Annotated in this window: 22 protein-coding genes; 14 read left to right on the top strand and 8 right to left on the bottom strand. The window is 40.5% G+C overall.

Annotated elements, in window-relative coordinates; translation table 11 throughout:
- Window positions 1-80: 80 nt before the first annotated feature.
- From rluB to A7A69_RS04620, 3 genes are read right to left on the bottom strand one after another with little or no spacing between them, the layout of a single operon-like run.
- A complete protein-coding gene (rluB, locus tag A7A69_RS04630) occupies window positions 81-1,010 on the bottom strand; it encodes a 23S rRNA pseudouridine(2605) synthase RluB (protein WP_120370784.1) in 930 nt (309 codons plus the stop codon).
- 41 nt (window positions 1,011-1,051) lie between these two features.
- On the bottom strand, window positions 1,052-1,642 hold the full coding sequence (scpB, locus tag A7A69_RS04625; RefSeq protein WP_120370785.1) for an SMC-Scp complex subunit ScpB: 591 nt from the start codon (window positions 1,640-1,642) through the stop codon (window positions 1,052-1,054).
- The gene (locus tag A7A69_RS04620; RefSeq protein WP_152876424.1) at window positions 1,639-2,430 is read right to left on the bottom strand and encodes a segregation and condensation protein A; all 792 of its coding nucleotides are present in this window, start codon (window positions 2,428-2,430) and stop codon (window positions 1,639-1,641) included. Before A7A69_RS04620 ends, scpB begins: the two co-directional genes overlap by 4 nt.
- A 256-nt stretch (window positions 2,431-2,686) precedes the next feature.
- Here A7A69_RS04620 and A7A69_RS04615 point away from each other — a divergent pair, with 256 nt between their 5' ends.
- Window positions 2,687-3,409: a GNAT family N-acetyltransferase gene (locus A7A69_RS04615; RefSeq protein ID WP_152876423.1), complete on the top strand. Its 723-nt coding sequence runs from the start codon at window positions 2,687-2,689 to the stop codon at window positions 3,407-3,409.
- A gap of 68 nt (window positions 3,410-3,477) precedes the next feature.
- On the opposite strand, the gene A7A69_RS04610 is transcribed toward A7A69_RS04615, so the two are convergent.
- Entirely contained in the window at window positions 3,478-4,095 is a 618-nt protein-coding gene (locus tag A7A69_RS04610) for an L-threonylcarbamoyladenylate synthase (protein WP_120370788.1), read from the bottom strand.
- 130 nt (window positions 4,096-4,225) lie between these two features.
- Complete coding sequence (locus A7A69_RS04605) at window positions 4,226-4,888, bottom strand: elongation factor P hydroxylase (RefSeq protein ID WP_152876422.1); 663 nt, start codon at window positions 4,886-4,888, stop codon at window positions 4,226-4,228.
- A 95-nt stretch (window positions 4,889-4,983) separates the two neighbouring features.
- On the opposite strand from A7A69_RS04605, the gene A7A69_RS04600 reads away from it, so the two are divergent.
- From A7A69_RS04600 to lysM, 6 genes are all read left to right on the top strand, one after another.
- Window positions 4,984-5,544: a YceD family protein gene (locus tag A7A69_RS04600; protein WP_152876421.1), complete on the top strand. Its 561-nt coding sequence runs from the start codon at window positions 4,984-4,986 to the stop codon at window positions 5,542-5,544.
- Window positions 5,545-5,623: 79 nt separating this feature from the next.
- A complete protein-coding gene (gene rpmF, locus A7A69_RS04595; RefSeq protein ID WP_004723964.1) occupies window positions 5,624-5,809 on the top strand; it encodes a 50S ribosomal protein L32 in 186 nt (61 codons plus the stop codon).
- 153 nt (window positions 5,810-5,962) lie between these two features.
- Window positions 5,963-6,949 carry an ACP S-malonyltransferase gene (fabD, locus tag A7A69_RS04590; RefSeq protein WP_152876420.1) on the top strand — a complete coding sequence of 329 codons (987 nt, stop codon included), beginning with the start codon at window positions 5,963-5,965 and terminating at the stop codon, window positions 6,947-6,949.
- Entirely contained in the window at window positions 6,946-7,680 is a 735-nt protein-coding gene (gene fabG / locus A7A69_RS04585) for a 3-oxoacyl-ACP reductase FabG (RefSeq protein WP_120370792.1), read from the top strand. Before fabD ends, fabG begins: the two co-directional genes overlap by 4 nt.
- An 85-nt stretch (window positions 7,681-7,765) precedes the next feature.
- Window positions 7,766-8,002 (top strand): acyl carrier protein, encoded by a 237-nt coding sequence (gene acpP, locus A7A69_RS04580; protein WP_004991077.1) that lies wholly within the window; start codon window positions 7,766-7,768, stop codon window positions 8,000-8,002.
- Between the two features lie 206 nt (window positions 8,003-8,208).
- Window positions 8,209-8,676 carry a peptidoglycan-binding protein LysM gene (gene lysM, locus A7A69_RS04575; RefSeq protein WP_120370793.1) on the top strand — a complete coding sequence of 156 codons (468 nt, stop codon included), beginning with the start codon at window positions 8,209-8,211 and terminating at the stop codon, window positions 8,674-8,676.
- A gap of 63 nt (window positions 8,677-8,739) precedes the next feature.
- Here lysM and A7A69_RS04570 read toward each other — a convergent pair whose 3' ends face one another.
- Window positions 8,740-9,507, bottom strand: a complete 768-nt coding sequence (locus tag A7A69_RS04570) for a PfkB family carbohydrate kinase (protein WP_187349165.1) — start codon at window positions 9,505-9,507, stop codon at window positions 8,740-8,742.
- 117 nt (window positions 9,508-9,624) lie between these two features.
- Here A7A69_RS04570 and A7A69_RS04565 point away from each other — a divergent pair, with 117 nt between their 5' ends.
- The 3 genes from A7A69_RS04565 (at window position 9,625) to A7A69_RS04555 (ending at window position 11,898) form a co-directional block, all read left to right on the top strand.
- Window positions 9,625-10,278: an HAD-IA family hydrolase gene (locus A7A69_RS04565; protein WP_120370795.1), complete on the top strand. Its 654-nt coding sequence runs from the start codon at window positions 9,625-9,627 to the stop codon at window positions 10,276-10,278.
- A gap of 89 nt (window positions 10,279-10,367) precedes the next feature.
- The gene (locus tag A7A69_RS04560; RefSeq protein ID WP_152876417.1) at window positions 10,368-10,697 is read left to right on the top strand and encodes a hypothetical protein; all 330 of its coding nucleotides are present in this window, start codon (window positions 10,368-10,370) and stop codon (window positions 10,695-10,697) included.
- Between the two features lie 79 nt (window positions 10,698-10,776).
- Window positions 10,777-11,898: an acyltransferase family protein gene (locus A7A69_RS04555; protein ID WP_152876416.1), complete on the top strand. Its 1,122-nt coding sequence runs from the start codon at window positions 10,777-10,779 to the stop codon at window positions 11,896-11,898.
- Window positions 11,899-11,922: 24 nt separating this feature from the next.
- Here the strand turns inward: A7A69_RS04555 and hemJ are convergent, their stop codons facing one another.
- The gene (hemJ, locus tag A7A69_RS04550) at window positions 11,923-12,375 is read right to left on the bottom strand and encodes a protoporphyrinogen oxidase HemJ (RefSeq protein ID WP_120370798.1); all 453 of its coding nucleotides are present in this window, start codon (window positions 12,373-12,375) and stop codon (window positions 11,923-11,925) included.
- 20 nt (window positions 12,376-12,395) lie between these two features.
- Window positions 12,396-13,625 (bottom strand): beta-ketoacyl synthase N-terminal-like domain-containing protein, encoded by a 1,230-nt coding sequence (locus tag A7A69_RS04545; RefSeq protein ID WP_120370799.1) that lies wholly within the window; start codon window positions 13,623-13,625, stop codon window positions 12,396-12,398.
- 299 nt (window positions 13,626-13,924) lie between these two features.
- On the opposite strand from A7A69_RS04545, the gene A7A69_RS04540 reads away from it, so the two are divergent.
- From A7A69_RS04540 to fusA, 4 genes are all read left to right on the top strand, one after another.
- Window positions 13,925-15,340 (top strand): EcsC family protein, encoded by a 1,416-nt coding sequence (locus tag A7A69_RS04540; protein ID WP_152876415.1) that lies wholly within the window; start codon window positions 13,925-13,927, stop codon window positions 15,338-15,340.
- 194 nt (window positions 15,341-15,534) lie between these two features.
- Window positions 15,535-15,909 carry a 30S ribosomal protein S12 gene (gene rpsL, locus A7A69_RS04535; protein ID WP_000246374.1) on the top strand — a complete coding sequence of 125 codons (375 nt, stop codon included), beginning with the start codon at window positions 15,535-15,537 and terminating at the stop codon, window positions 15,907-15,909.
- Window positions 15,910-16,066: 157 nt separating this feature from the next.
- On the top strand, window positions 16,067-16,537 hold the full coding sequence (gene rpsG / locus A7A69_RS04530) for a 30S ribosomal protein S7 (RefSeq protein WP_004901967.1): 471 nt from the start codon (window positions 16,067-16,069) through the stop codon (window positions 16,535-16,537).
- A gap of 183 nt (window positions 16,538-16,720) precedes the next feature.
- Window positions 16,721-18,859 carry an elongation factor G gene (fusA, locus tag A7A69_RS04525; protein WP_151981357.1) on the top strand — a complete coding sequence of 713 codons (2,139 nt, stop codon included), beginning with the start codon at window positions 16,721-16,723 and terminating at the stop codon, window positions 18,857-18,859.
- Window positions 18,860-18,984 lie beyond the last annotated feature (125 nt).

Raw genomic sequence — 18,984 nt, 5'->3', positions numbered from 1 at the left:
TAAAATTCACAAAAAAATTAGCATTAAATGAAAAAAAAGAGCCCATATATGGACTCTTCAATCTAGTTAAGTGTTAGTGATTAAAACTTTTTAAACGTTTTATTCTGACCAAAGCTTTTGCGTGGAGAAAATGGTTTAGATTGGCTCTCAGTTTGATCGTCCGTATCACGCTTTTGTTGGCGTAAATAGCCTCCACGACGTGCAGCCAGAGGTTTTTCTACCATACGTTCAGTACGACGTTTTGCCATACCATACAGACCAGTACCTTGACGTGGTTTGAGTTCAACCAGTTTAGTCAGATTGTCAATATCTGCTTTATCTAGTTCCATCCAGCGGCCAGTACGTAGTTCACGTGGCAAAATTACAGTACCATAACGGGTACGTAACAAACGACTGACCTTTAATCCTTGTGATTCAAATAAACGACGTACTTCACGGTTACGACCTTCTTTAACTACGACTTGATACCAACGGTTAATCCCATCTCCACCTAGTTCTGAGAAAGACTCAAATTTGGCTGGGCCATCATCCAGAACCACGCCTCTTAATAGTGTTTGACGAATTTGTGGCGTAACTTCACCCATGACACGAACGGCATATTCACGTTCAACTTCATTGGAAGGATGCATTAAACGATTCGCAAGTTCACCATCGTTTGTGAAAAGCAAAAGCCCTGTACTGTTAATGTCTAAGCGACCCACCATGACCCAACGATCATTCGCAATTTGTGGCAAATGGTCAAACACGGTTGGACGTTGTTCAGGGTCGTTGCGAGAACAGATTTCGCCTTCAGGTTTATAGTAAATTAAGACGCGGCGACGAATTTCATCTTCGACCTGAAATTGAACTTTACGACCATCAATACGTAATTCATCACCTGGTTCGATGCGTTCGCCGACCTGCGCAATCTGGCCATTTACACTGACGCGACCTGCGGCAATAACCTCTTCCATATATCGACGAGAACCGAGACCGATTCGCGCTAATACTTTTTGTAACTTTTCACTCATGACAGCACAACCTTAGAAATAATTGTCAACAGTTCACCTATTCAAGACTTGGCTGCATTTGCATCCAGTGTCATGAAAGCTTCCTTGGCATCCTGTAGGGGAGGCAATTGACCTAAAGATGCTAGGCCAAAAGCGTTCAAAAATTGGGGCGTTGTAATTAACAACGCAGGTCTTCCGGGTAAATCTCTAAATCCCGATTCTTTAATCCAGTTCCAGTCAAATAATGTGCGTAATATCTGGCTATTATTTGAAACACCACGGATCTGTTCAATATCCGCGCGTGTAACGGGCTGATGGTACGCAATCACCGCAACGGTTTCGAGCAGTGAAGGTGAGAGCTTGGTTGGACGTTCGGGCCAAACTTGTGTGATTATATTACGATATTTTGAGCGAACCTGAAACCGAAAGCCTTGGGCTGTTTCAATTAATTCGATTGAACGCCCGTGCTGTAATACTGCAAGCTGTTGTAAAAATTGACGTAATTGGGATTTGTTATATTGATCTTGAAAGGCTTCTTTTAATCTGGCAAGCGAAACAGGAGCATCACTGGCAAATAAAATCGCTTCAATTTGCAATAACACATCATGATGCATGTCTTCAGGTGACATTGCCAGTTGTTGATCGAGAGTCATACATGCGCTCCCTGAATAGTCAAAGGAGCTTCAATACCTGCGCTAACAATTCTAATTATTTGTTGGCGCGTCAGTTCTAGAACAGCCATAAATGTGACAACCATTCCCATACGACCCTGTACAGGATTTAATAACTCATGGAATGCTAAAACATTTCCAGATTCAATTTTTTGCTGAATAAAAGCAATACGTTCTTCAAGCAGTACAGCCTCCTGTTCCACTGTATGCATTACAGGTTCGGGGCGATTAAATACACAAAACAGTGCATCGCGTAAACTTTCGACATCATACCCTTCATAAACAGGCGCAGTATGACCTAAACCAACATTGGGGCTAAAAGTGTCTCGATCTAGTACAGGGAATTGACCTAAACGTTCAGCAGCTTGTTTAATGCGTAAATAGGTTTCCAGACGATCAATTAATTCTTGCTTAGGGTCTTTTTCAAGGGTGATGGACGCAGGTTTAGGAAGGAGCAAACGTGATTTGAGATCTGCTAATAATGCTGCCATCACCATATAGTCAGCGGTGAGCTCAATATTGAGAGATTTCATTGCATCCATATAAGAGAGATATTGGGTTGCAATAGGTGCAATATCGAGTTGTAGTAAATCAAAACCGTTTTTTTGAATGAGGTAAATGAGAAAGTCGAGTGGTCCCTCGAAATGTTCGAGTAAAATTTCAAAAGCAGCAGGCGGAATGTATAAATCTTCAGGGATAACATCTTGCCATTCGTCTAATACACGAATCTGCGGCAAGGCTTCCGTGGAATGATTCAAAGCTTGGTTCATTACAGTTATAGGCCACGCGAATTTTCAAAAGCATGAGTTACTTTAGGCATAGTGAGCACAAATGCCATAAAGAGAAGGAGATCAGAATGTACTCCATTCTAATTGAAATTCAGAGTTTAATAAATTGTTAAAAGTAGTAAAACCATAAATAAATAAGCACTATTTTATGTCTAAATAGGTTGTGGTTTATATGATAGTGGTATTTTGAATAGAAATATCACCTTATAAATATGAAGCGTTAGGTGTAAAAATAAATATGAAAGATGATTCGAAATCAGGATTCAATGTTTTTCAGCAACCTGTTGGCGATCTGGTCGATCAGTTCTTACCTGTAAACTACCGCCATGAAAATTTAATAGGGCAATTCGTTGAACTTATTCCAATTATAGATAGCAGTCCTAAAGACTTGGAATTAGAACAACTTTGGCAAACAATGGTTACTGAACCAGATGCGCGTTGTTGGACTTATCTACCCTACGAAGGTTTTAACAGTCGTGATCAGTTGAAATTTGCATTACAAAATCTTTTTGGCTTTCATCCTTCATACCATTATCTGGTTAAGATGAATCATACAATCGTTGGTTGGATTGCATTGCTAAATCCACGTTTGGCATATGCTGCAATTGAAATTGGCAATGTGTATTTTTCACACCGCTTGAAGCATACAACTGCATCAACAGAAGCAGTATTTCTACTGCTTAAACATTGTTTTGATCAGAATTTTCGGCGAGTAGAATGGAAGTGTGACGATTTCAATGAGCCATCCAAAGGTGCTGCTTTACGCTTTGGTTTTTGTTTTGAAGGATTGTTTCGCCAAGATCGAGTAACAAAGGGACGTAACCGTAATACGGCATGGTTTTCAATCATTGATGAAGAATGGACTGAATTGAAATCTGCTTATGAGGCGTGGTTAAGCCCAGTTAACTTCGATACATATGGTAAACAAAAACAACGACTTGCCGATTTTAGAGCAAGATAGGGGAGCTAGGCATCATGAATAGCATATTCGATGATGCGTTGGCATTGATTTTGGAGCAGGTATTTTGTTTATTCAAACGCACTTACATCCCCAGCCCCCTGACGAATAACTTCAGGATTATCTCCTGACAAATCCACAATACTGGTGGTTGTCAGTGTACCGAATCCACCATCGATAAACACATCAATGCGTTTGCTCAACTGATTTTCAATGTCATATGGATCATCAAGTGGATCTTCCTGACCAGGTAAAATCAAGGTACTCGTCAAAATGGGTTCGCCAAGTTCTTGTAACAATGCCTGACAGATTGGATTGGTGGGAATACGTAGTCCAATGGTTTTCTTTTTTGGATGCATCAAACGTTTTGGAACTTCGCTGGTAGCAGGCAAAATATAAGTGGTAATTGAGGGAGTATTGGCTTTAAGCAAGCGATACATGGCATTATCAACTTTAGCATAAGTTGCAATATCTGATAAATCACAACACATAATCGCGTATTGATGCTTTGGTCCAAGACCACGAATTTGAGCAATACGTTCCATGGCAGATTTATTACCAATTTGACAACCAATCGCATACGCTGCATCAGTTGGATAAACCACAACATCGCCTGCGCGTATACGTTCAACTGCTTGATGAATCAATCGAGCTTGCGGATTTTCTGGATGAATATGCAAATGCAACATGTCTGGATCCTCCTGAATAAAATGTTATTGTTGTAAAGTGACAGTTTTATTCAATTACACATTCTATTTAAACACATTGAAGATATTCAATAGGTTAATACAAGTTGAGGTTGTGTAATTGAATGCAGGTTTAATCAATTAATTCACGTGTGAATTCATTTAATTGCAAAACTTTTCCATCACGGGTACATGAACAGATAGATTGAATAAAATAAGCCGCATCCTTTGGTAGTTTTGACTCACCTGAAAAAAAATGTTGTACCTGCGTAAAAACATGATCTTTGAACACAGCTCCATTTCCACTATGACCTGTTAGATTATCTAACGATACTCGAAATTTTCGACCAAAAGCTGTTGAAAATAACCATTCAATCGCTTGAGGTTTAATTTCGACCTGCTCAAAAAGATGCTGTTGTTCAAGTGTGCGACCATCCGGTGCATACCAATAGCCCAAGTCGGGTAATAAGCGCCGTTTTGCCCCTGCAATCGTCCAATGACTAATTTCATGTAATGCGCTATTAAAAAAACCATGTGCAAACTGAATTCTGGCTGGTGCTTGATTTTGCGCAGGAAAATATTCTGGTTCAAAATCTCCTTTGACTAACGTCACATTTTGATGGGAAAACCAGTGATTAAAGTGTAAAATAAGCCACTCAACCTGATCGTGTTCTGTTTGTAGGCTTTGCCACGGTGAGAGTTGCACTGTATTAGACGACAGGGCAGACTGATGGGTTGAGTGGGTGCTAACAAGTGATGAAGTTGTTACTTCAGGTTGCGGCTGCAACAGGTGCATTGCTGTGTTACCATGAGTTCTGTCTAAATTAGTACAAAATTGTATCTTAATCTTTGACAGAGTACCGATGAATTTGTAGAATTGCCGCCTTAATTATGTCAGCAAATACCTTTCCGGCACAGATTGAGCCGTTTAAATGGGCTGAACAAGGTTTTACATGGTCAGGAACACTGCCATTGTCTCGCTTTGTTCGTATTGCTCGTGAAGCTGTTGGATCAATTGATCATCAATTGATCTCTATAGACTGTAAGCTATCAATGGATGCGTATCATCGCGTTGTCTGGTTTGATGGTCATGCCGAAACAAAAGTTCCATTGGAATGTCAGCGTTGTCTGGAACCTGTGGAGATTTCTCTTGTTTCAGATTTCCATCTAGCACTGGTCGATGATGAGTCACTGATAGAGCGCTTGGATGAGGATGCTGATTTCATCGTCTTGGGCGAAAGTGAATCTTCAACAAAGGGTGATTTTGCCACTCCTGCCATTGTTGATTTACTTTCTCTAATAGAGGATGAATTGTTATTGTTGATGCCTTTGTCTCCTAAGCATGTGTCTTGTGAGCATAAGCATCAACCAGCCATTGAAAACATTGTCGAAGAAAAACGTGATAATCCATTTGACGTTTTGGCAGGTTTGAAAGGCAAACTTAATTCATAACACAATTTGTGTTATTATGTTGAGTTAAGACAACTAAATTTGTTCTGATCCATTTTTTCGATCTTTGTAAGGAGCCATCATGGCCGTTCAGCAAAACCGTAAAAGTCGCTCTCGCCGTGACATGCGCCGTTCACATGACGCTTTAACCGAGAATGCATTAACTGTAGACCAAACTACAGGTGAAACTCATCGTCGTCACCACGTGACTAAAGATGGTTTTTATCGTGGTCGTCAATTATTCGCTAAAGCAGCTGATGCTGAATAATTTAGTGAATTTGCATTAAAGCGTGATGCTTAGTGTAGAAAAAATGGGAGCGAAAGCTCCCTTTTTTTGTTGCTTTTCGCAATTATCAAACGACTCAATAAGTGTTAAATTTCCGCCTCGTAAACGAGCTAAGACGAAATAAAGGATTTTTATATGTCTGCTAAACGACTCGAGCAAGTGGCTCAAGCAACCAAAACTGCATTTTTGTTCCCTGGTCAAGGGTCGCAAAAAGTCGGCATGCTCGCTGAACTTGCTGAACAGTTTAGCGGTGTGCAAGAGACTTTTGCTGAGGCTTCACAAGCGATTGGTTTCGATTTGTGGCAAATTGCACAAAGCGGTGAAGGTTTAGATCAAACTGAAAATACTCAGCCTGTATTGCTTACTGCAAGTATTGCTTTGTGGCGTGTTTGGCTAGATCTAGGCGGTATTGCACCTAAATATCTGGCAGGACATTCACTGGGTGAATACAGTGCATTAGTTGCAGCAGAAGCTCTAAGCCTTGCTGATGCTGTAAAACTGGTCAACCTACGTGGCAAGCTGATGCAAAGTGCTGTACCTCAAGGACAAGGCGCAATGGCTGCAATTTTGGGGCTGCCTGATGAAAATGTCATTGAGTTATGCCAAACCGTATCTGCGTCTGGACAGGGTTCGGTTGAAGCCGCAAATTACAATGCACAAGGTCAAGTGGTCATCGCGGGTTCGACTGCATTGGTCAATGATGTTATGGCGCTTGCAAAAGAACAATCTGGTAAAGCCATTGCTTTACCTGTGTCTGTACCATCACATTGTTCATTAATGAAACCTGCGGCAGAACAATTCGCAGCAGCATTGGAACAAACTGCCATTGAGCTACCTCATATACCTGTAATACAAAATGTCAACGCGGCAATCGCGACCGATGTTGCTCAATTGCGTCAGGCATTAACGGCTCAATTGTATCAGTCAGTACAATGGACACGCACCATGCAATACCTGCAAGATCACGGGGTTCAGTATGTGGTGGAATGTGGTCCGGGTACAGTGCTGAGTAACCTTGCGAAACGTTTGCCAAATATTGAAAAAGCATTTGCGATCGATACCAAAGGTCGTATGGAAGATGCCCTAAGCGCAGTTTTAGTGGCTGAAGGAAAAATTGCATGACACAACAACGTAAAGTTGCTTTGGTGACAGGTGCGAGCCGTGGTATCGGCGCGGCAATTGCACAGCAACTTCTTCAAGACGGTTTTTTTGTAGTGGGCACGGCAACAAGTGAATCAGGTGCTCAAAAATTAACAGCACAATTTGCAGAGCAGGGCATAGGGTTGGCACTCGATGTTCGTCATCTGGATCAAATTGAAGCAGTTGTCTCAAACATTGAGCAGAACTATGGTCCTGTCTTGGTACTGGTCAATAACGCAGGTATTACGCGCGATAATTTATTACTGCGTATGTCTGAAGATGACTGGGACGACATTTTAAATATTCATTTAAAAGCGGTTTATCGTTTATCGAAACGTGTGCTAAAAGGCATGACCAAAGCCCGTTTTGGACGTATTATCAATGTGAGTTCAGTGGTTGCGCATTTTGCGAATCCAGGTCAAGCCAACTACTCAGCAGCCAAAGCAGGTATTGAGGCATTTAGTCGCAGTCTTGCCAAGGAAATGGGTAGTCGCCAGATTACGGTAAACAGTGTTGCACCCGGTTTTATTGCAACTGAAATGACAGATACACTCAGCGAAGATCTTCGCAAAAAAATGAGTGATCAGGTTGCGCTAGGTCGTCTTGGCGAACCACAAGATATCGCAAATGCAGTAAGTTTCCTCGCTTCAGATAAAGCAAGTTACATTACTGGTACGGTATTACATGTAAATGGTGGTTTATACATGGCCTAAGGCTGATGGATAAACTTTTAAAATATTCAATATTCAATTAAACTAACGGCAATTAAAAACGCCACAAGCAATGAGGAGAATTCCTGTGAGCGATATCGAACAACGTGTTAAGCAAGCTGTTGCAGAACAACTCGGTATGAAAGTTGAAGAGATCAAAAACGAAGCATCTTTCATGGATGATTTGGGTGCTGACTCTCTTGATCTAGTTGAACTTGTTATGTCTTTCGAAAATGACTTCGACATCACGATTCCTGATGAAGATTCTAACGAAATCACAACTGTTCAATCAGCAATTGATTATGTAACCAAAAAACTTGGTTAATTGATCATTGTTGAAAAAAACCACCGTAAGGTGGTTTTTTTATGTCGGCTATAAAAATGACGTCTGTAATAAAAATACGATCAAATAAATTACATATCGTTACTTGATTGAAGCGAACTGACACCATAAATCATTCATTTTTTGAGTATAACTATAAGGGCTTTAAATTTATTTCATGATGAAAATAATCATTATAGGAGACAATCATGGGTCTTTTTGATTTTGTAAAAGGCATTGGTAAAAAAAATCAGGCGAAAACAGAACAACCCGCCGCAACGCCCGCTGAACCTACAGCTCAAGAGGTTGCAAATCAGCTTTTGGCGCATATTAAAAGTTTAGGTTTACCTGTTGAAGGTTTGGTGGTGAATTATAATAGCACTACAGATTTGGCTACGATCCAAGGTAAGGTTAAAAGTCAGGCCGATAAAGAAAAAATTGTATTAGCAGTGGGTAATATTGATCACGTTGCGAAAGTGGATGATCAAATGACGGTTGAAACGCCAGAACCTGAAAGTAAATTTTATACGGTTAAATCTGGTGATAATTTATCGAAAATTTCAAAAGAATATTATGGTGATCCAAACCAATACAATAAAATTTTTGAAGCCAATAAGCCGCTACTAAAAGATGCAGATGATATTTTTCCAGGTCAGGTGTTGCGTATTCCGCAATAAGCGAATGATCTGAATAAAAAAACAGCGCATATCATTAAGATGCGCTGTTTTTTTATCTAAATTTTAAAATCGTTTTGGAATCTTTTGCCCATCGGGAATGGGACTCTCTGCATTTTTTAACACGCCAAATAGCCATACTTCGGCATGTTGTACTGCAATTTTTAAATCATCACCCAAAGCTAGACGACCTGCAATATAACTTGCCAGAGAACAACCTGAACCATGATATTCACCTTCCAATCGGGGGCAAGTGCTTTCAGCTACACGTTCACCATTAATATATAAAATATTGCGAATATAGTCTGGTGTGGCTTCATGCCCACCTTTGACTAAAACAGCTTTTGCACCCATTTCAAATAATTTTTGGGTCGCTGCTTCTAAGTCATCCAGTCCTGTTAACGCACGTAGTTCCACTGTATTTGGTGTCAAAATTGTGGCAAGTGGAATAAGCTCAACAAATGCTTTGACCAAAGTAGCCTGATCTCCTAAAGAACCACCACTGTTGGCGACTAAAACAGGATCAAGTACATAAAGATAATCTGGGTGCTCACGTAAAAATTGAGCAAGTGCCGCGATATTATTTGTTGTGCCTAACATGCCAGATTTGACGCATTTAATTGGTAAATCTTTAACAACAGCATTCGCCTGAGCGAGTAACAATTCTTTGGATGTGGCTTCAAAGCCAAAAACTTGTTGTGAGTTCTGAATGGTCAGTGCTGTGCAGGCGATCGCGGCATGTGCACCACTTTGTCCAATGGCTTCAATATCGGCTTGTAATCCAGCTCCGCCTGAAGGATCAAGACCAGAGAAACAAAGTACGGTTGGGCGCACAGTTAGTATCCTTAAAGTGTTCAACTTGGGTTAGTATAGGCAAGTTTGAGCAAAGTCTCGACCCTATTTTTAATAGAGTTTTATGGGTCTTAACTGTTTTTGATTTGAGTGTAATCTGTGAACGAAGTAAAACATATTTTGATTGATCTGGATGGAACTTTGACTGACCCGAAAGTAGGGATTACTACTTCAGCCCGTTATGGTTTAAATAAAGTGGGTTACCCTATTGCTGATCATGAAAATATTGACTGGATCATTGGGCCACCTTTGAAAGCTTCACTCGCTAAAATTATGAATGTCGATGTAACTCATGATTTGGCTGAACAAGCTTTATTAGGATATCGCGAGCGTTTTGCAGACACGGGTTTATTTGAAAATGAATTATATCCCGATGTAGCGAATACTTTGGATGCACTTAAAAAAAGTGGCTATCAATTATATCTGGCAACAGCAAAGCCACATGTCTATGCAGTTCGTATTTTAGAACATTTTGAGTTGCTGCAATATTTTACTCATCCTTATGGAAGTGAGTTGACAGGTGAGCGTACTAATAAAGGCGATTTGATCGCATACATACTCGAAACAGAACGATTGAATCCCGACGAATGTATTATGGTGGGTGATCGTGAGCATGATATTTTGGGTGCGCGTCGTAATGGTATTGAAACCATTGCAGTTGAATATGGTTATGGCTCTGAGCAAGAACTTAATTTGGCAGCGCCAAAGTATAAAATCAAAAGTTTTAATCAGGTACTTGATATATTACTTTAAATTTAGTGATACCAAACCCGAACAGCATGCCTCCAGACATTGTTTTATGATGATCGCCATAAGAAATCATAAATGTGATGGAGCTTCTTATGTTAAAAAAAATGGCCTCAAGTGGTGTGCTCGTGTTGGGTTTGGCGGCTTGCCATGCATTTCCGACGACTAATTCGGTTGAACGTGTGCAGGTTGCTAAATCACTTCAAGGTAAACAGTGCGAACAGCAAGGTTTAGATATTTCGATATTGAAACAACAATTGCAGACAAAACATATCCACGTCTATGCCGAATCTGTTGGACATGATGGCATGATGCGACCTCAGATGTGTGGAGCGCCAGATGGAAAAATTGCAATTTTTAGTATTGATCAAAAACAATTAGCTCAGGCACAAGCGATTGGTTTTGTTATCTATCAAGCGCCATAAAAAAACTTTGAGTGAATTAATATTTTTTGAATAAATTGAAAAGACATTTACTGCGTTTAATTGAAACAACTTGAAGCTTATGCGTAATTATAAAATTGACATTTTAAGAGGTGTTTCTATTCTTTTGGTGTTACTGCATCATTTTAATATTCCTTATAAATTATATGATACATGGTTTGGAATTTCTGTTTTTGGAGAGCCATTGAGCACTTTAATTGCTCGAAATGGTAATTATGGTGTGACGATGTTTTTTGTCATTTCGGGTTTTTTAATTACCCAACATACCTTACAAAGAAACGGTAGTCTTACACAAATCCAGCTTAAAAATTTCTATATTCGACGTGTAGCACGGATTATTCCCTGTTTGGTACTTTTGGTTGCAATGGTGACCATCTTGGGGTACTTAGGACTCAAGCCATTTTTAAATCAAGCACCGAATGGACTTGAAGTGTCTTATGGTTTAACGATATTTGCAGCTTTTACCTTCTGGATGAATATTCTGATTATTGAATATGGCTGGGTGAACTATGCGTTAGGTGTGTTGTGGTCATTGTCGGTTGAAGAGGTTTTTTATCTCGCATTCCCTTTGTTATGTTTAACATTGGCTAGAGGCAAAGCCTTTGTTTTATTTCTTGTATTGATGATTGCCTATGCACCATATTTCCGTTCACTACATTTTGGTGAAGAAAGTGGGGCATATCTTTATCATTATTTCTCCAGTTTTGATGGTATTGCACTAGGCTGTTTGACGGCTTTATTTGCCCAGAAATTTTCGATCAAACTTACAAAAGTAAAATGGGTGATACCTGTTTTAGTGTTATTGATGAGCATTTTATACCTCTATGCACCAATTAAAGAGGTGAGTACATGGAGTGTGACTGTATTTGCATTATTAACAGCAATCTTGATTTTCTGTTTTGCTCAATGTCCACAAGCCCCAGCAACTTCGATTTTTTCAAAAATCATGGTTTGGATTGGACAACGCAGCTACGAAATGTATTTATTTCATCTGATTATTTTGGGATTGATCAAGGTTTTGTATATTCCTAAAATGACATTACCCGATCAGAAAATTATGTTACTGGTGATCTTTTTAGTGACCACATTTGCGCTCAGTTGGTTAATTGAAAAATATTATTCTACGCCTTTAAATGAGAGGATTAGACAGAAATGGATCACAAAAAAGCCTCAGATCAACTGAGGCTTTCGATGTGTATAGTCTATTTTAAAATTGCGGTTTAACAACAACCAAAATGACAACAGCAAATAAAATCAGGGTTGGCATTTCATTAAAAAAACGCCAGAATTTGTGTGATTTATAATGCGCATTGCCAATTAGTTTTTTGCGATAGTAGCCACAGACAAAATGATAAATCACTAAAAGCGCAACTAAAGCAACCTTGAGATAAAACCACAAAGCTTGGTGATAATGTCGAGTGGCATCACCCCAATCCACCAAAAAATGTGCAGTAATTAAAGTGGCAATCATGGATGGCCACATAATTCCACGATACAGTTTGCGCTCCATCACTTCAAAGCGTTGATGACTAATCGTATCTTCGCTCATGGCATGATAGACATATAGGCGCGGCAAATAGAACAATGCCGCGAACCAACAAACGACAGCAATAATATGTAATGCTTTTACCCAGAGGAAAGCATCAGAAGGTGCATCCATCGATTATCCCTAGTGGGATATCAAACATCCCACTTCTTGAAAATGAGGCAGGCATTTACGCCGCCAAAACCAAAACTGTTACTCATCACAGTATTCAGTTTTGCATCACGTTTTTCAAGTACGATATCAAAGCCTTTGGCGCCTTCATCTAGTTCAGTCACGTTAATGTTCGGTGCGATAAAGTCATTTTGCATCATTAGGACAGAATAAATAGCTTCCTGTACACCTGCTGCGCCTAAGCTATGACCTGTCATAGATTTAGTTGAGCTGATCGCTGGAACTTGACCTTCACCAAACGCGCGTTCCATTGCTTTAAGCTCGGTAACATCACCTGCTGGTGTAGAAGTACCATGTGTATTTACATAGTCAATCTTCTCGACACCATGCTGTTTGGCTTCATCAAGCGCCATAAGAATACAACGTGTTGCACCTTCACCGCTTGGTGCAACCATGTCTGCTCCGTCAGAGTTCGCTGCATATGCTACAACTTCAGCAAGAATGTTTGCACCGCGTGCTTGAGCGTGTTCAAGTGATTCAAGAACTACGAAACCGCCACCACCGGCAATGACAAAACCATCACGATCTGCTGAATAGGGGCGAGAAGCAGTTTCAGGCGTATCATTGTATTTTGAACATAATGCGCCCATGGCATCAAACAATAAACTTTGTGACCAGTGGTCTTCTTCACCACCACCCGCAAGCATTAAATCTTGTTTGCCAAGTTGAATCAGGTTAAATGCATAACCAATCGCATCGGCAGAAGTTGCGCAAGCACTGGTAATAGAGTGAGCAACACCTTGCAATTTAAAAGCAACGCCCACGTTTGCAGTGATGGTGTTACTCATATTACGTGGTACAAAGAATGGTCCGATTTTACGCGCACCTTTTTCTTCAAGCAGTTCAACCATTTCAACGACTGAATGGGTTGAGTTGCCACCACTACCACCCGCGATACCATAACGCGGATTACCTGCTAAATCTTCGACTTTTAAGCCAGCATGTTGAACAGCGTCTACAGCTGCATTGTATGCGTACATGGCGCATACGCCCATAAACCGTTTAATTTTACGATCAATATGATCAAAGTTTTGTTCCGCTGCCGCACTAACATGACTCTTAAAGTTTAGTTCAGCATAAGATGGGTTAAAACGTGTCCCAGAGATTCCATTTTGAAGTGAATGAGTGACCTCTTCCAAGGAGTTACCGATGCATGAGTTAATCCCCATGCCAGTGATTACAACACGTTTCATCTACAGATCCCTTATATGGTGATGGTTTTGAGTTCAACGAAATTCGACATTATTGATTGATGGGAGATTAAAGCCCGAAGAATTGCGTCACTCATGTTTGAGATTGATATCATGATAACAGAAAGAATTTTCAATTCTTATGGCAAATTTTATGCGCATTACACAAAGACAAAAATCATATGGTATGTAGGTTATTTGAGACAATGCTTTACCAAAAGAAACAGATTAAAGTTGAGATAAGTCCACACTACACCTAGTATTTATAACTAAATGCAAGAATCAAAACATAGAGGTACTTGATGACAAATTCTAATAATAATCAATCGCAAAGTTTGCTTGGTACTGCTTTTGGAGTGGCTAAAAAGCTCAGTTCCAGTGGTTTAAATGCATTAAGTCATGTTGCACCCGGCACTGTTTCCAAGATAAATACGACCATTGATGCGACACGAACAATAGAGGGTAATGCACGAGTAAAGAACCCATTGGAAGTTGAACAATACGAAAATCCACAGCAAATGATGCGTCAGCACTTACCTAAAGTGTCGCAGCAGCTTTTGGGTCGTCATTACAACCGAGTTTATAGTGTCGCTAGTTTTTTATCTCCAGATATTAATGAAAAAATTTCAGATTATTTATTTGATCGTTTAAATGATTTTACAGAGCAAACCAGTTCTACAAAAAAAGTTTTAGAAGAAGCAGGTGCGAAAAGTCTTGAAGAGCTGAGCAAAAATCCTGATCGTTCGCAACGTATTAGTCAGGCTTTGATTGAACAAAATAAAATTTTAGCTGTTGCTCAGGGTGCAGTCAGTGGTGCAACAGGTATAGTCGGCGCTGCTGTAGATGTGCCTTTTTCGCTTGCACTGGCTTTAAGAACGATCTATCAGACTGGGCGGGCGCATGGATTTGAACTGAATCAACAACAAGAGCAGGACATTGTTGAATTTATTTTTAAAGAAATTGATTTGGGATTGGTTGCAGAAAAGCAAACATTGCTTATGGCAATCAAGACTTTAAAAAATATGCTACAAACCCATGATTTATCCCAATTTCAGCAACTATTAGGCTCAAGTAATGATACCGAGTTCTTAAAGCAATGGTTGGTTGATGATCAGGGACAGTTTAAATACAAATGGTTAAATGGGTTTTCCAAATTCTCTGTGATTGGAAAATTAAGTCCTGTGGCAGGGGCAGCTGTCAGTGCGATTTATAGTTGGCGTTTAATTGAAGATGCAGGACAAAAATCTCAGGCGATCTTTGGTGGCGCTCGCCATTATCTACTGCAACATCCACATGCACAAATTTCACCACTCAATGCGTATCTGGCTTTAGAACAGCAAATTGGGCAAGCAAAACCATCGTTGATCAGCCCAAATACTCAGACTATTTCGCAACATTTAGATGAATCTAAAACCAAAGCAATAAAAGAAGAAGTTGTTGTACCAATAACTTCAGAAAGTATAAAAAAGGTGACAGTTAAACCGCGGAAACCTCGTACAGCAAAAACACAACAGGATGCAGCGCAAAAGGTTGAAGAAGGTATTCATTCGTTGGCTGAACAATATGTCGAACCGCATGAACAAACGGAACAGCAACCCGCATTGACTGAAAAAACTGCGGTTGTAGCAGAATTAGATGCTATAGAAACTGATGAAAAAGTACAGGTCGCAGCGACTAAACCAAAACGCAAACGTACGGTTAAGCCTAAAGCTGAGTAACTTTATTTTTGTCATCAAAACTTAAACAAACCTTGTTAGGGTGCTGAACAATAAAAAGCATAGCAATGCAAGAAATGGTCAACATTTGCGAACACTGCCAATGTTGACCATTTTTATATCTTGGCTTACAATTGTATGCCCTCAAAAAGAGGTGTTTTCTTTTTGAGGTTTTTTATTAACGGGAGAATTGCCATATGGCAACAACAAATCAGTTGATCCGTAAGGGTCGCACAACTTTGGTTGAAAAATCCAAAGTTCCTGCGTTGAAGGCTTGTCCACAACGTCGTGGTGTATGTACACGTGTTTATACCACTACACCTAAAAAACCTAACTCAGCAATGCGTAAGGTTTGCCGTGTTCGCTTAACTTCTGGTTTTGAAGTTTCTAGCTACATCGGTGGTGAAGGTCATAACCTACAAGAGCACAGTGTTGTTCTTATCCGTGGTGGTCGTGTTAAAGACTTACCAGGTGTACGTTACCATACCGTTCGCGGTTCTTTAGACTGTGCTGGTGTGAAAGATCGTAACCAGTCTCGTTCTAAATACGGCGCGAAACGTCCTAAGAAGTAATTCTTAAGTCGTTTAATGCTGCAATCCTTTAGCGTTTCGCTTGTCCAGATTTCAAATTGAAATTCAAGCGACGTATAGTAAGGCCAGCGTAGCGTGCATGACACTTGCACAATCTGCTGGATCAGCCTGAAGTGTCATATTTATAGGTAGTTTTAAAATGCCAAGACGTCGCGTAGTCGCTGCTCGTGAGATCCTTCCAGATCCAAAATTCAGCAGCCAAACAATCGCTAAATTTATGAACCACGTTATGCAAGACGGTAAAAAATCGATTGCAGAAAGTATCGTTTACGGTGCTTTAGACCGCGTTCAAGAAAAAAATAAAGTAGACCCAGTTGAGTTTTTTGAAGCTACGCTTGAAAAAGTTCGTCCTATGGTCGAAGTAAAAGCACGCCGTGTTGGTGGTGCTACTTATCAAGTCCCTATGGAAGTACGCCCATCCCGTCGTACTGCCCTAGCGATGCGTTGGTTAGTAGACGCTGCTGCAAAGCGTTCTGAAAAAACTATGGCTTTACGTCTTGCTGGCGAGTTGCTTGATGCAGCTGAAGGCAAAGGTGCTGCAATCAAAAAACGTGAAGACGTGCACCGTATGGCTGAAGCGAACAAAGCCTTCTCTCATTACCGTTTCTAAGCGGATAAAACAGTCCCTTATCAGGAGAATACTCATGCGTACCGCATCTCGATTTAACATCGCACTTTACCCTAGCGGGGGATTTGCGGGTATTTAAGTTGCCCCCACTGTGAGTATTCGCGCGCATCAATCCTGTATTGGTGCGTCCTGTTTTAAACATAATATTTAGGAATGTAAGTCATCATGGCTCGTCAAACCCCGATTACCCGTTACCGTAACATCGGTATTTCTGCTCACATCGATGCAGGTAAAACTACAACAACTGAACGTATTTTGTTCTACACAGGTGTATCTCACAAAATTGGTGAAGTACATGACGGTGCAGCAACAATGGACTGGATGGAACAAGAGCAAGAACGTGGTATTACCATTACTTCTGCTGCTACGACTTGTTTCTGGTCTGGTATGGCAAATCAGTTTGACCAACACCGTATTAACGTAATTGACACCCCAGGACACGTTGACTTCACAATCGAAGTTGAGCGTTCTATGCGTGTCCTTGACGGCGCGTGCATGGTTTACTGTGCAGTTGGTGGTGTACAACCTCAGTCTGAAACTGTATGGCGTCAGGCAAATAAATATAAAGTGCCTCGTTTGGCGTTTGTAAACAAGATGGACCGTACTGGTGCTAACTTCTTCCGTGCTGTTGAACAAGTTAAAACCCGTTTAGGCGGTAATCCTGTGCCAATCGTTGTGCCAATCGGTGCAGAAGACACCTTTGCAGGTGTTGTTGACTTAATCGAAATGAAAGCGATTATCTGGGATGAACCATCTCAAGGTATGAAGTTTGAATACGGTGAAATTCCAGCTGATCTTGTTGATATTGCAAACGAATGGCGTACCAACATGGTAGAAGCAGCTGCTGAAGCTTCTGAAGAGTTAATGGACAAGTACCTAGAAGAAGGTGATCTTTCTAAAGAAGAGATCATTGCAGGTCTTCGTGCACGTACATTGGCATCAGAAATTCAGGTTATGCTTTGTGGTTCTGCATTCAAGAACAAAGGTGTTCAACGTATGTTGGATGCTGTTATTCAATTCTTACCTTCTCCAACAGAAGTGAAAGCGATTGAAGGTATCCTTGACGACAAAGCTGAAACTAAAGCATCTCGTGAAGCATCTGACGAAGCTCCGTTCTCTGCACTTGCATTCAAAATCATGAATGACAAATTCGTAGGTAACTTGACTTTCGTACGTGTTTATTCTGGTGTCCTTAAACAAGGTGACCCAGTATATAACCCAGTTAAGTCTAAGCGTGAACGTATTGGTCGTATCGTGCAAATGCATGCGAATGAGCGTCAAGATCTTGATGAAATCCGTGCAGGTGATATCGCAGCGTGTGTAGGTCTTAAAGACGTAACCACTGGTGATACATTGTGTGATGAGAAAAACATCATTACTCTTGAACGTATGGAATTCCCAGAGCCAGTAATTTCATTGGCTGTTGAACCAAAAACTAAAGCTGACCAAGAAAAAATGTCAATTGCTTTAGGTCGTTTGGCGAAAGAAGATCCATCATTCCGCGTTCGTACAGATGAAGAATCTGGTCAAACGATTATTGCGGGTATGGGTGAGCTTCACCTTGACATCATCGTTGACCGTATGAAACGTGAATTCGGTGTTGAAGCAAACATTGGTAAACCAATGGTTGCATACCGTGAAACAATCAAAAAGTCAGTTGAACAAGAAGGTAAGTTCGTACGTCAAACTGGTGGTAAAGGTAAGTTCGGTCACGTATATGTCCGTCTTGAACCGCTTGATGTTGAAGAAGCTGGTAAAGAATACCAATTCGTTGAAGAAGTTGTTGGTGGTGTTGTACCAAAAGAATTCTTTGGCGCAGTTGACAAAGGTATTCAAGAACGTATGAAGAATGGTGTCTTGGCTGGTTACCCAGTTGTAGGCATTAAAGCGACATTATTCGACGGTTCTTACCATGACGTTGACTCTGACGAATTGTCGTTCAAAATGGCTGGTTCTTATGCCTTCCGTGATGGTTTCATGAAAGCAGATCCTATTTTGCTTGAACCGATCATGAAAGTTGAAGTAGAAACTCCAGAAGACTACATGGGCGATATCATGGGTGACTTAAACCGTCGTCGTGGTATGGTTCAGGGTATGGATGACCTTCCTGGCGGAACAAAAGCAATTAAAGCAGAAGTTCCACTTGCTGAGATGTTTGGTTACGCAACTCAAATGCGTTCTATGTCTCAAGGTCGTGCGACATACTCAATGGAATTTGCTAAATATGCTGAAACACCACGTAACGTGGCTGAAGGCATTATTTCTAAGTTCCAGTCAGGCGGTAAAAAAGGTGACGATGAGTAATCTTTCGATTACTATAAGCCCAAACTAATTTTTAGTTAAAAAACCAAGCGCTCATGAGAGATCCTCATGAGCAGTTTATAAAGGAAAAACTCATGGCTAAGGCTAAGTTTGAACGTAATAAACCA

It is taken from the genome of Acinetobacter guerrae (genome assembly GCF_009372255.1).
GTDB lineage: Bacteria > Pseudomonadota > Gammaproteobacteria > Pseudomonadales > Moraxellaceae > Acinetobacter > Acinetobacter guerrae.
This window is presented reverse-complemented; position numbering and strand designations above follow the sequence as displayed.